This is a genomic window from Roseibium polysiphoniae, from assembly GCF_014842925.1.
Classification (GTDB): domain Bacteria; phylum Pseudomonadota; class Alphaproteobacteria; order Rhizobiales; family Stappiaceae; genus Roseibium; species Roseibium polysiphoniae.
On the sequence record NZ_JACYXJ010000004.1, the window covers coordinates 206120 to 218510 of the forward strand.

Consider the following 12391-nt stretch of genomic DNA (forward strand, 5'->3'; position numbering starts at 1 on the left):
GGTCCGCGCGAACCAATGTGGGCCTGTCCTACACAATTGCCTGACTGTTTCAAGGAAAAAAGGCGAATTGCGTTACCGCGTCAGGGTGATTTCTGGCTGGGGTCTTCAGCTTCAGGAATAAGCGTCGCGGAGAATTGCTCTGCTTTCTTGCGCGCCTGGAGACGGGTCTCGTCGTCGAGACTTTCAACGTAACCGTCGAGCTGAAAGTCAGAAACGCCGAGCGCCCGGGCCACATAATGCCAGCCAGCAGCTGCCACAGGGTCCAGTTCCCGGCCTCGGCCATAAGCGTACAGTCTGGCAAGGCGGTTCATGGCGACCGGGTTGCCGGCCGTTGCCGCGCGCTCAAACCAGTCGCCGGCCTCCTGCTCATTCGGCTCTACGCCTTTGCCCTGAAAGCGCAGGATGCCGTAGTAGATTTGAGCGGATGTGTGGCCGCGCCGTGCGGCCCGACCAAGCCAGAACGCTCCCTGACCAGCGTCACTCACGCCGCTCAGCCCTTCCAGAAACGACAGGCCGAGCGCGTATTGAGCGTCAGGGTCGTTAAGGGAAGCTGCTTCCTTCAGAAGCTCACGCGCCTTGTCCTCATTGTGCGGCCGGCCTTCCCCTTCCTGATAGAGGAGTGCCAGATTATAGAGGGCGGACGGGTTGCCAGCCTCTGCCGCGATTTCAAAAAGATCTGCGGCCTTTTTCTTGTCCGTGGGGACGCCTTTGCCGAGTAGATGGAATTGCGCGAGCTGCAGGGACGCTCCGGGATCACCCTGTCCTGCAGCAAGCTGGTACCACTGGGCGGCCTTTACAGGATCCTGCCGAATGCCGAGCCCTGTTTCGTGCAAGACACCCATTAGCGTTTGTGCTGCCACGTCTCCGGCTTCGGCTAGTGGCGTTGCCAGGGCCAGAGCTGTCAGATACCAGCCACGCTGAAATACGCCGTAGGCAAACTCGGCATCCGGCGATGTGCCCTCGGGCAGCTTTGGCAAGGGCGTTTGTGTGGGGCCCTTGAGGGTTACTTCGGGAAGAGCGGTTTTGACCGTCTCGGCGGCGCTATCAGCAGCTGTTTCCGGCGCCGTTTCTTGAGCCGTGGCCAGTCCTGCCCCGGCCACCAGAACGGAGGCGCCCAGGATCAAGGCTTTTAAAATGACGGCTCGCGATTGCATGGATTAGTCCATGTCCTCAAACGGGTGATTTTCCAAAATGGCATTGACTTCAGCGACTGCCGCAGCGGTTCCTTCTGCATGCTGCCAGATTGCGTCCTTCAAGGCCACGAAATCTGCACCGGTCGCGGCAGCTTCTTCAACCGAAGCTATTGTGTTGCCTCCAAGGGCCACGCAGGGAGTTTCGAAAAGCTGGGACCACCATTCGGCCTTGGAGAGTGTTTTGGGGTGTGGCGATGCTTGTTCTTCAAGGTCAAGGCGACCGAGAAACAGGTAATCAATGCCGGTTTCCGCTGCTTCCATGTCCTCATGCTTCAGCTTCGTTCCACCAGCACCAACGATTTTCGCGGGCTGAAGACTTTCCACCGCGAGCTTCACGTCTTCCAGTGACGTGTCCACATGGGCACCGTCGGCACCGCAGCGACCTGCGACCTGGGTATCGCCGTAGATAAGCGCTGCTGCGCCGCCTGCCTGGATAACCGGCACAAGTGTCTCGGCGGCCGTTTGCAGTTCCTTGGAATTCGCTTCGGGCATGTAGATCAGAACGGACGCGATATCGCCGCCCTTGAACGCGTCCTCAAGCGATACAGCGAGCGAAGCTGTTTCAAAAGATGGCGGCGTGATAACAAAGAGGCGCGGACGGTTCACGGGTGTTTCCGTTTCTTGGTCTTGAGGGAATTCCAACGTTCTATTGTCCCTAAAGACGGCGAAAGAGGGACGCAAGGCCCCTCTCTCTTAAAGTTCAAAAGATATCGGCAGGGCGTTCGCCCCGGTTTGGCTTCAGATCAACCGATCTTTGGGTCCAGGCTGCCGCTCTTATACTTGGCCGCCATTTCGGCCAGTGTCGCAATCTTGCCGATCTTGGAAGCCTGTCCTGCCGTGTTGAAGTCTTCAAGCCGGGAGACGCAGAGCTTTTCCATGGCCTCACGGGCAGGCTTCAGATACTTGCGAGGATCGAACTCGCCGGGGTTCTCGGACAAGATCTTGCGGATCTGGCCGGTCATGGCCATGCGGTTGTCCGTATCGATGTTGATCTTGCGCACGCCGTGCTTGATGCCGCGTTGGATTTCCTCGACCGGAACGCCCCAAGTTTGGGGCATCTCACCGCCGTATTGATTGATGATGTCCTGCAGGTCCTGTGGGACCGAGGAAGAGCCATGCATCACCAAGGGCGTGTCGGGCAGGCGGCGGTGGATCTCTTCGATGACATGCATGGCCAGAATGTCGCCGTCTGGCTTACGCGTGAACTTATAGGCGCCGTGCGATGTGCCCATGGCGATTGCCAGTGCATCGACCTTGGTTTCCTGGACGAATTTCACAGCTTCATCCGGGTTGGTGAGAAGTTGGTCCTCGGTCAGCTTGCCTTCCGCGCCGTGGCCATCTTCCTTGTCGCCCATGCCGGTTTCCAGCGAACCCAGCACACCAAGTTCGCCCTCGACCGAGATGCCGCCCAGATGAGCCATGTCTGTGACGGTCTTGGTGACACCGACATTGTAGTCCCAATCGCCAGGTGTTTTGCCGTCGGCTTCAAGGGACCCATCCATCATGACAGATGTGAAACCGGCCTGGATCGCCGTCATGCAGGTCGCGGGCTCATTGCCGTGGTCAAGGTGAACACAGACCGGGATATGCGGGTAGATCTCGCAGACAGCGTCCATCATGTGCTTGAGCATGATGTCATGGGCGTAGGCTCTGGCGCCGCGCGACGCCTGGATGATCACAGGTGCGTCGGTCTTCTCGGCCGCGGCCATGATGGCGAGCGCCTGTTCCATGTTGTTGATGTTGAACGCGGGGACCCCGTAGTCGTGCTCAGCGGCATGGTCGAGCAGTTGGCGAAGGGTAATGCGAGCCATTTAATTCTCCCGTTGTCCAGCGCAGCAAATCCGAGAATGACGGGTCGAGATCACCTGTCTATGTTTGCAACGCATCAAATTGATGTCGTTCTAACAAATACATCTGCTTTTGAAAGGCAGGTGGCAGGGAGCTAAATCGATTAAATTACAAATAGTTCCGTAATTTTAGGAACATTTTTAATTTGGCAGTCAAATTAATTATTGCAACAAGAAAATGCACTGCCCCGGAGAAAAGCGGGGCAGTGCCAATGGTTGTTTTTAAGCTTCCAGAGCTTTGACGCCGGGAAGTTCCTTGCCTTCCAGCCACTCGAGGAACGCGCCGCCAGCGGTGGAGACATAGGAAAAGTCGTCCGCTGCGCCTGCATGGTTCAACGCGGCAACGGTGTCTCCGCCGCCAGCGACCGAATTGAGTTTGCCGGATTTGGTGCGCTCTGCTGCGTGGCGCGCCGCTGCAACGGTCGCCTTGTCAAAGGGCGCGATTTCAAAAGCGCCGAGCGGACCGTTCCAGACAAGCGTGTTGGCCGCGTCGATCTTTTCGGCGACCTTGGTTATGGACGCTGAACCGACGTCGAGCATCATGGCGTCTGATGGAATGGCATCAAGCGCGACCGTTTCATTTTCGGCGCCTGCCTTGAATTCCCGTGCAACAACGGCGTCGGCAGGAAGAACGATTTCACAGCCGGACTTTTCTGCAGCGGCCATGATCCGGCGAGCCGTATCTGCAAGATCATGTTCGCACAGCGACTTGCCGACATTGATGCCATTGGCGGCCATGAACGTATTGGCCATGCCGCCGCCGATCACCAGCATGTCGACCTTGCCGACGAGGTTTTCGAGGAGGTCAATCTTCGACGAGACTTTTGCGCCGCCAACGACAGCAAGAACCGGGCGTTTGGGCTCGCCGAGTGCAGAGCCGAGTGCCTCCAGTTCGGCCTGCATGGTCCGGCCAGCATAGGCCGGTAGCAGCTTTGCGATGCCCTCTGTGGAGCCATGGGCGCGGTGCGCGGCGGAGAAGGCGTCATTGACGTAAATGTCGCCCAGTTCAGCCAGGTCCTTGGCAAATGCAGGATCATTTTTTTCTTCGCCCGCGTGAAAGCGCGTGTTTTCGAGCAGGAGAACATCACCGTCGGACAGTTCAGCGATCGCGTCTTCCGCGGACTTGCCAACACAGTCATCGGCAAAGTCGACGGGAGCGAGCAAGAGATCCGCAAGCGGCTGTGCCACCGGTTCAAGCGACATGTCGGCGACGCGTTGTCCCTTAGGACGGCCGAAATGCGCGAGAAGAATGACCTTTGCGCCTTTTTCAGAGAGCTCATGAATGGTGGGCAAAACGCGTTCGATGCGCGTGGTGTCTGTTACCTTGCCGCCGTTCATGGGAACGTTGAGATCCACACGAACAAGAACGCGCTTGCCGGCGATATCCGAGAGGTCGTCGAGTTTTTTGAAAGTCATGTGTCTTGAACCCACCAATCAAGGACGAGAAGAGCTTGTTGTCGCGGCAATCCCGATGCCGAACAACGTCAGAAGAATGCCGAAGGTACGCTCCATCCAGAGTTTCATGCGCATGAAACTCTGCCGGACCGGGGCCAGCGTGAAGAAAACCGTGACCAGGACAAACCAGATGAAAACGCCGGACGCCATGATCACGCCATAGCCGATCTGTGTCCAGAGTGGGGTCTCGGGTGAGGTCACCTGGAGAAACACACTCATTGCGAACATGGTGGCCTTGGGATTGGTTACATTCGTGAGGAAACCCCAGCGAAGGGCCTTGAGCGGAGGCATGCCTCCGTTACCTGTTTCAGCCGGCATTTCTCGCGCCGCGCCACGGTACATGGTCACGCCAAGAAACACGAGATAGGCCGCGCCGATCAGCTTCAAGGCGTTGAAGAGAAAGATCGATTGCGACACCAAAAGGCCGATACCGGCTAGGGCGTAGGTTACGTGAACGGCCAGGGCCAGGCCGATGCCGAGCGCGGTCATGATGCCGGCAAGCCGCCCTCCGACAAGAGAGTTGCGCAAAACCAAGGCAAAGTCGGGGCCAGGGACAATGGCGACGACGATCGTCAGGGTGATAACGGTCAGGAGCTCAAGCAAGCAGCTTTCCTTTCTAGACCTTGATAAAAAAGGCGGATGCGAAAGATCCGCATCCGCCTGTCATTTTGGAACGAGCGTTCATCCCATGGCAGCTTAGATAAGCTTTTCCATTGCTACCGCGGTGTCGGACATGCGGTTGGAGAAGCCCCATTCGTTGTCGTACCAGGTCAGGATGCGGACAAAGGTTCCGTCCATGACCTTCGTCTGATCCATGTGGAAGATCGACGAATGGCTGTTGTGGTTGAAGTCAACGGAAACAAGAGATTCTTCGGTAAATCCGAGGATGCCTTTCAGCTTGCCGTTGGCAGCTTCCTTGATCGCAGCGTTGATCTCTTCGACCGATGTTTCGCGCTTGGCGATGAAGTTGAGGTCGACAACCGAGACATTCGGGGTCGGGACGCGGATAGCGACACCGTCCAGCTTGCCGTTCAGTTCCGGCAGAACCAGGCCGACGGCCTTGGCAGCACCGGTCGAGGTCGGGATCATCGACATGGCAGCGGCACGAGCGCGGTAAAGATCCTTGTGCATGGTGTCCAGCGTCGGCTGGTCGCCCGTGTACGAATGGATCGTCGTCATGAAGCCTTTTTCGATGCCGACTGTCTCATTCAGGACGTAAGCTACCGGTGACAGGCAGTTGGTGGTGCAGGACGCGTTGGAAACAACGAGATCATCTGCGGTCAGAGCGCTGTCGTTGACGCCGAAGACGATGGTCTTGTCTGCGCCGGCTGCAGGTGCGGAAACCAGAACGCGCTTGGCACCTGCTTCAAGATGAGCTGATGCCTTTTCCTTGGCCGTGAAGATGCCGGTGCATTCCATGGCGACGTCGACGCCGAGTTCACCCCAAGGCAGATCCTTGGGATCGCGGATGGCGGTGACCTTAATAGGCTTGCCACCGCCAACGGTGATGGTGTCGCCGTCGACCACGACTTCAGCCGGGAACCGGCCATGTACGGAGTCGTAGCGAAGCAGATGTGCGTTGGTTTCTACAGGTCCCAGATCGTTGATGCCGACGACTTCAATATCGGTCCGGCCGGATTCAACAATTGCGCGCAGAACGTTGCGGCCGATGCGCCCAAATCCGTTGATTGCTACCTTGGTAACCATATTCCACTCCCACATTTCTAACGCGCCTGATCAGGCGCCTGTGCGTTGGCCGCCACTTCGCGGCCGGAACGGAAAGCGCCCCAGTGACACTTTCCGGTTGAGCTGCTCGCGGGAAGGCGCGGGCAGCTTCAAAAAGTCGTGTGCCTTAGGCCTCGAGCTTTGCCTTGGCAGCGGTCACAACGGCATCCGCCGTGATGCCGAAGTGCTCATAGAGCGCCTTGTAAGGACCGCTGGCGCCGAAGCTGGACATCCCGACAAAGATCCCGTCGTTGCCGATGAAGTGATCCCACCCCATGCGGATACCGGCTTCAACGGCGATCTTGACCGGGCTGCTGCCGATGACCGATGCCTGATAGTCTTCTGACTGGGTTTCAAACAGCTCGAAGCAAGGAACCGATACGACGCGGGCGGCAATTCCGGCTTCTGTCAGCTGTGCATGCGCGTCAGCCGCTATTTCTACTTCTGAGCCGGACGCAAAGATCGTTACGGCGGCTTCGTCTTCGCTATCGATCAGAACATAGGCGCCGCGTGCGCAGAGGTTTTCTTCCTCATAGGATTTGCGCTGGGCAACGAGGTTCTGGCGGGTCAAGGCGAGAACAGAAGGCGTGTCATGGGCTTCCAGCGCCAGCTGCCAGCATTCCAGCGTTTCGGTGACATCCGCCGGGCGGAAAAACCGAAGATCCGGGATCGCGCGCAGGGCAGCAAAGTGTTCCACCGGCTGGTGGGTCGGGCCATCTTCGCCAAGACCGATCGAATCATGGGTCATGACATGGATGACACGCTGTTTCATCAGCGCGGCCAGGCGAAGCGACGGGCGGCAATAATCCGAGAAGATCAGGAACCCACCGGAATAGGGGATCATGCCGCCGTGAAGCGCCATGCCGTTCATGGCCGCAGCCATGCCGTGTTCGCGAATGCCCCAATGGATATACCGACCGGAAAAATCATCCGGCGTTACTGGCAGCGTCTGCTTGGTCTTGGTGTTGTTGGAGCCCGTCAGATCGGCAGATCCGCCGATGGTTTCCGGGATCACTTCGTTGAGCACACCCAACACAGCCTCGGAGGCCTTACGCGTTGCCATGGTGGGCTTTTCTTCGGCGAGCTGCTTTTTGTAGTCCTGAACAGCCGTAGCAAAGCCAGCCGGCAGATCGCCGCGGTTGCGGCGCTCGAACTCGGCGCGGGTTTCCCCGTCTTTCTCTGCGAAGCGCTTTTCCCAATCCTTGTGGGCCTGGGCGGAGCGAAGACCGGCGATCCGCCAGGCATCGAGAATGTCGCTCGGGACTTCAAATGGTTCATGCGGCCAGTTGAGTGCTTCGCGTGTTGCGGCGACTTCATCCGTACCAAGCGGGGCACCATGAACGCCGTTGGTTCCGGCCTTCTTCGGAGAGCCAAAGCCGATCGTGGTTTTGGCCGCGATCAGCGTTGGGCTGTCGCTGGACTGTGCCTGGCGAATCGCGCCTGCAATGGCTGCGGGATCATGGCCGTCGACCGAGATGGTGTTCCATCCGGACGCGCTGAAGCGGGCAACTTGATCGGTGCTGTCCGTGATGCTGACTGCGCCATCGATGGAGATGCCGTTGTCATCCCAGATTACGATCAGTTTGTTCAGCTTGAGATGACCTGCAAGAGACAGGGCCTCCTGACTGATGCCTTCCATGAGGCAGCCGTCACCAGCCAGCACATAGGTGAAGTGGTCGACGATATCCTTGCCGAAGCGGGATTCCTGAAGCTTTTCGGCGATGGCCATGCCAACCGCGTTGCCAAGTCCCTGCCCAAGCGGGCCGGTTGTGGTCTCGATGCCGGCGCCATGACCGAATTCCGGATGACCGGCTGTGCGTGCACCGATCTGGCGGAAGTTCTTGATCTCTTCGAGGCTGAAATCTTCGTAGCCGAGAAGATAGAGCAGGCTGTACAGAAGCATCGAACCATGACCAGCGGACAGCACGAAGCGGTCACGGTCGGCCCAGTTAGGGCTCGTAGGGTCAAACTTCAAAAACTCGGTAAAAAGAACAGTTGCGATATCGGCTGCGCCCATGGGCAGGCCGGGGTGGCCGGACTTGGCTTTTTCCACGGCATCGATGGCAAGGAAGCGGATCGCATTTGCCATGCGCTGATGTTTTTCAAGATCGGTCATTTTTGTCCCGTAGCTTGCGTCGGCGGCGCGCCGGATAAATTCAAAGCCCAAGGTGCGGACGTCAACCGTTTGCGTTTGCAAGCGTTTCCCTTGCGACTTGGCAAGAGAGCCGGTCAACTCAGTCCGAAAGGCGCCCGACAAATATCAGGAACCTTGCGCGAGTCAATAAAAGGGCGAAGCGGCGAGCGGTCACAACAGATGTGAAATGCAGTTGAGGATTCTGCCATGGCTGCCATTGACGGGTCTAAGGCGCACTGCCTAATCTCCTGTGCGGCAATTTTCTGACCTCCTTCAGCTTGTAATGGGAACAGGATGTTGTTGCTGCTTGCTCGAAGGCAGCTTGAACAGACAGAGCTAACGCAGCTGTCTAAACTGCGATCCTTTTTAGTGATCGGATTGCAGCTGTATTGGACTGTTTGCTGTGCTGATGCGCGGCCATGGGGGTTGGGTGCGGGTTGAATGACGGAACAGGACGGTCATAAACCGAAGGATGTCAGTGCTGCCTTGCAGCGACTGTCAAAGGCTGTCGGCAGTCTTGAGAGCTCGGTGGAACGCCGCATGCACGCCGATCGCTCCTTGAATGGCTTGCAGGAAGACCTGCAGCGCTTGAGTGAGGACCGGTCCCGTCTCGCAAATGATCTCGACAAGACGGAAGCGCGGGCCAGCCGGCTTGAAGGCGCAAACAAGGATGTCTCTCGCCGGCTTGTTTCCGCAATGGAAACGATCCGAAGCGTGCTCGACACGCACGAGGGATAGACGCAGATGGCGCAGATCAACGTGACCATCAACGGGCGCTCCTTTCGCATGGCTTGCGACGACGGCGAAGAGGATCGCCTGATCGGCCTTGCCGGACGGTTCGATGGCTGGATCAATGAGCTGCGCGGCGCCTTTGGCGAAATCGGCGATCAGCGGCTGACCGTGATGGCGGGTATCATGGCGACGGATCAGCTCGCAGAGCTGGAGCGCAAGGTCAGCCGCCTGGAAGCTGAACTCGAAAAAGAACGCACCGGGCGCGAAACCGTCCTTGAGCAGCACAGCAGTGCTGAGACGAATGTGGCCCAGGCTATCGAAGAGGCTGCGTCGCGTATTGAAGCGCTCGCACAGGGGCTGAGCAAAAGCCTTAGATCCGAATAAGACGGATTCGATTCCTGCAGGGTAGAAAAACCTCGGTTGGACAGCTATATGCTGATCTGCGGCTGCGCGATACGTCAGGAATCATATCCCCGGGGCCTTACGCATCCCTTCGGGAGCTGTCCCTGCTTCGGACCGTGGTCTGTTGCATACGGTGCCCACCTACACAGTAGGTTTCCCGGGATTGCAACTTCCAACGATCGTGCGGCCGTCTCGTTTTCTTTAAGTCCGGGTTGTCATGCCTCTCTCCGATCCCTCAAATGCAGAGAAGAAGCAGAAGCTTCGCCTTGAAGCTCTCGCGCGTCGTGCTGCCATGGACCCGATCGCAAGGGTGGAGGCGTCACTCGCTCTTGCAGGGTATTGCGAGCAACTCGAGCTTCATGATGGCGCGACTGTCGCCGGCTTCTGGCCGATCAGAGACGAAATCGATCCGCGTCCCTTGCTTGATGCCTTGCGCGCCAAAGGGCATCAGCTCTGCCTTCCCGTCGTTTCAGAGCCGCATCTTGTCTTTCGCGCATTTGGCCGCGAAACGGCATTCGAGCCCGCGGGTTTTGGGACGCAGGCCCCCGGACCTGAGGCAGAGGAAGTCAGGCCCGACGTGCTACTGATGCCTTTGGCTGCTTTCGATACATCGGGCAACCGCATCGGATACGGCAAAGGCCATTATGATACTGCGATCGCCGCGCTTGAAAAAACAGGCCCCCTTTTGTGTATTGGACTGGCCTTTTGCGCGCAGGAGATGAGCGATATACCTGCCGAACCGCATGACAAGCCTCTCAATGGTATTTTGACCGAAACGGGCTTTCGACGCTTTCAACACATCGAGGCTTCATGAAACTGCTTTTTCTCGGCGATCTGGTCGGACGTACAGGGCGCACCATTGTCATCGATCAATTGCCAGCGCTTGTTGAGGAACAACAACTCGATTTCGTCGTCGTGAATGGAGAGAATTCGGCCTCGGGCTTCGGGATTACCGAAGCCATTCTGCAGGATGTTCTGGATGCCGGCGCTGATGTGGTGACGACCGGCAATCATGTTTGGGATCAGCGGGATACGCTGGTCTACATCGAGCGGCAGGACAGACTTCTGCGGCCGGTCAACTATCCTAAGGGAACGCCGGGGCGCGGGGCACATCTCTACACGGCGCGCAATGGTGCTCAGGTGATGGTCGCCAATGTGATGGGGCGCGTTTACATGGACGCTCTTGATGACCCCTTCGCCGCGATTGAGCGGGTGGTCAACGAATGCCCGCTTGGGGATGTCGCGGATGCCGTGATCATCGATGTGCACGCAGAAGCTACCAGCGAGAAACAGGCGATGGGGCACATGCTTGACGGCCGCGTCAGCCTTGTCGTGGGTACTCACACGCATGTTCCGACCGCCGATCATCAGATCCTGCCCGGTGGCACTGCCTATATGACCGATGCAGGTATGTGCGGCTGCTATGACAGTGTCCTGGGCATGGATAAGGAAGAGCCGGTCAATCGTTTCCAGCGCAAGATTCCGGGCAACCGGTTCACGCCGGCAACAGGCGATGCAACGATTTCAGGTGTGGCGGTTGAGACCGATGACCGAACAGGCCTGGCGCTGCGCGTCGCGCCAGTGCGTATCGGTGGCCACCTTGAGCCGGTGCTTCCCGATTTCTGGTCGACATAATATCGAGGCGACCAGGTGATGCGCCGGTCGTTTGGGCTGCAGTCGCTGGATTTTACCGGCGGCTTTGCCTATAAGCGGCGCAGATTTTAAAGACACATCCGCATAAAGCCGAGAAGAGCCATGGCAGGACATTCAAAATTTAAGAACATCATGCATCGCAAGGGGCGCCAGGATGCTGTGCGGTCCAAGATGTTTTCCAAGCTGTCCAAGGAAATCACCGTCGCCGCGAAGATGGGCGACCCGGACCCGGATGCGAACCCGCGTCTGCGACTGGCGGTCAACAACGCCAAGGCACAGTCCATGCCCAAGGACAACATCCAGCGTGCGATCAACAAGTCGCAAACGGGTGACGCGGAAAGTTATGAAGAGATCCGCTACGAGGGCTATGGCCCGGCAGGCGTTGCTGTCGTTGTTGAAGCCCTGACAGACAATCGCAACCGTTCAGCGTCCAATGTTCGTTCCTATTTCACCAAATGCGGTGGATCCTTGGGTGAAACCGGCTCGGTTTCGTTCATGTTCGATCGTGTTGGCGAAATCGTCTACAAGCCGGAAGCCGGCGAAGCGGACGCGGTGCTTGAAGCGGCCATTGAAGCTGGAGCGGAAGACGTGCAGTCGGATGAAAACGGTCACACGATCTACACCGCCTTTGAAGATCTGAATGAAGTCGGCAAGGCGTTGGAAGAGGCGTTGGGCGAAGCCGATTCCACCAAGATTATCTGGAAGCCGCAGAACCTGACACCGGTTGACGGGGACAAGGCCCAGACGCTGATGAAGCTGATCGACATGCTTGAAGATGACGACGATGTTCAGAACGTCTTCTCGAACTTCGACATCGATGAAGAAACGATGGCGTCGCTGGCCTGATCCGCGGCTTATCAATTTGAGCGAGATAACCCCGGCCTTGTGCCGGGGTTTTTGTTTCTAAGGAATGGTTACTGGCGGGAACGGTAATGAAACAACGCATCTTTGAATTGACGCAACTTGACCCGAAATCGCTTCAGGAGCGTTCGCTCAAGCTTTGTGAAGAGGCCGGGGAACTGGCCCAGGCTGTTCTTTCTGCGACCGGGGCGCCGAGCTCAGCCTACAAGAACCTGAAGCTTGATGACGTGCGTGAGGAGGCAGCTGACGCAGCAATCGTGGCTCTGAGCGTTCTGGCGCAGACCTGTGATGATGAGGCCATGTTCCAAGAGCAACTCGATCAGCTGTTCGCGCAAAAGTGCGACAAGTGGCAGTCGGTTCTTAAGCGCGGCGTCTGACCGTCAACTCAG

General features: G+C 57.8%; 13 protein-coding genes and 1 other RNA gene. 7 read left to right on the forward strand and 7 right to left on the reverse strand.

Annotated features, from left to right (window positions below):
* Positions 1-80: 80 nt before the first annotated feature.
* From IG617_RS11180 to tkt, 7 genes are all read right to left on the reverse strand, one after another.
* Positions 81-1154 (reverse strand): tetratricopeptide repeat protein, encoded by a 1074-nt coding sequence (locus IG617_RS11180; protein ID WP_192109305.1) that lies wholly within the window; start codon positions 1152-1154, stop codon positions 81-83.
* 3 nt (positions 1155-1157) lie between these two features.
* Entirely contained in the window at positions 1158-1835 is a 678-nt protein-coding gene (locus IG617_RS11185) for a thiamine phosphate synthase (RefSeq protein WP_192109306.1), read from the reverse strand.
* A 101-nt stretch (positions 1836-1936) separates the two neighbouring features.
* On the reverse strand, positions 1937-3004 hold the full coding sequence (gene fba, locus IG617_RS11190; RefSeq protein WP_192109307.1) for a class II fructose-bisphosphate aldolase: 1068 nt from the start codon (positions 3002-3004) through the stop codon (positions 1937-1939).
* 258 nt (positions 3005-3262) lie between these two features.
* Positions 3263-4456 carry a phosphoglycerate kinase gene (locus tag IG617_RS11195; protein WP_192109308.1) on the reverse strand — a complete coding sequence of 398 codons (1194 nt, stop codon included), beginning with the start codon at positions 4454-4456 and terminating at the stop codon, positions 3263-3265.
* Between the two features lie 18 nt (positions 4457-4474).
* On the reverse strand, positions 4475-5098 hold the full coding sequence (locus IG617_RS11200) for a LysE family translocator (protein WP_192109309.1): 624 nt from the start codon (positions 5096-5098) through the stop codon (positions 4475-4477).
* A 93-nt stretch (positions 5099-5191) separates the two neighbouring features.
* Entirely contained in the window at positions 5192-6202 is a 1011-nt protein-coding gene (gene gap, locus IG617_RS11205) for a type I glyceraldehyde-3-phosphate dehydrogenase (RefSeq protein ID WP_192109310.1), read from the reverse strand.
* Positions 6203-6347: 145 nt separating this feature from the next.
* Entirely contained in the window at positions 6348-8336 is a 1989-nt protein-coding gene (tkt, locus tag IG617_RS11210; RefSeq protein WP_192109311.1) for a transketolase, read from the reverse strand.
* A 459-nt stretch (positions 8337-8795) separates the two neighbouring features.
* Here tkt and IG617_RS11215 point away from each other — a divergent pair, with 459 nt between their 5' ends.
* The 7 genes from IG617_RS11215 to IG617_RS11245 all read left to right on the forward strand — a co-directional run bounded on the left by IG617_RS11215 (position 8796) and on the right by IG617_RS11245 (position 12379).
* Positions 8796-9092 (forward strand): DUF4164 domain-containing protein, encoded by a 297-nt coding sequence (locus IG617_RS11215; protein ID WP_192109312.1) that lies wholly within the window; start codon positions 8796-8798, stop codon positions 9090-9092.
* Between the two features lie 6 nt (positions 9093-9098).
* Complete coding sequence (locus IG617_RS11220) at positions 9099-9470, forward strand: cell division protein ZapA (protein WP_192109313.1); 372 nt, start codon at positions 9099-9101, stop codon at positions 9468-9470.
* A 56-nt stretch (positions 9471-9526) separates the two neighbouring features.
* A non-coding RNA gene (gene ssrS / locus IG617_RS11225) (6S RNA) lies at positions 9527-9682 on the forward strand.
* A gap of 23 nt (positions 9683-9705) precedes the next feature.
* The gene (locus IG617_RS11230) at positions 9706-10302 is read left to right on the forward strand and encodes a 5-formyltetrahydrofolate cyclo-ligase (RefSeq protein WP_192109314.1); all 597 of its coding nucleotides are present in this window, start codon (positions 9706-9708) and stop codon (positions 10300-10302) included.
* A complete protein-coding gene (locus tag IG617_RS11235; protein ID WP_153771921.1) occupies positions 10299-11123 on the forward strand; it encodes a TIGR00282 family metallophosphoesterase in 825 nt (274 codons plus the stop codon). The genes IG617_RS11230 and IG617_RS11235 overlap by 4 nt, the downstream gene beginning before the upstream one ends.
* Positions 11124-11243: 120 nt before the next feature.
* Positions 11244-11987: a YebC/PmpR family DNA-binding transcriptional regulator gene (locus tag IG617_RS11240; protein ID WP_153771922.1), complete on the forward strand. Its 744-nt coding sequence runs from the start codon at positions 11244-11246 to the stop codon at positions 11985-11987.
* Positions 11988-12073: 86 nt separating this feature from the next.
* Positions 12074-12379: a MazG-like family protein gene (locus IG617_RS11245; RefSeq protein ID WP_192109315.1), complete on the forward strand. Its 306-nt coding sequence runs from the start codon at positions 12074-12076 to the stop codon at positions 12377-12379.
* Positions 12380-12391 lie beyond the last annotated feature (12 nt).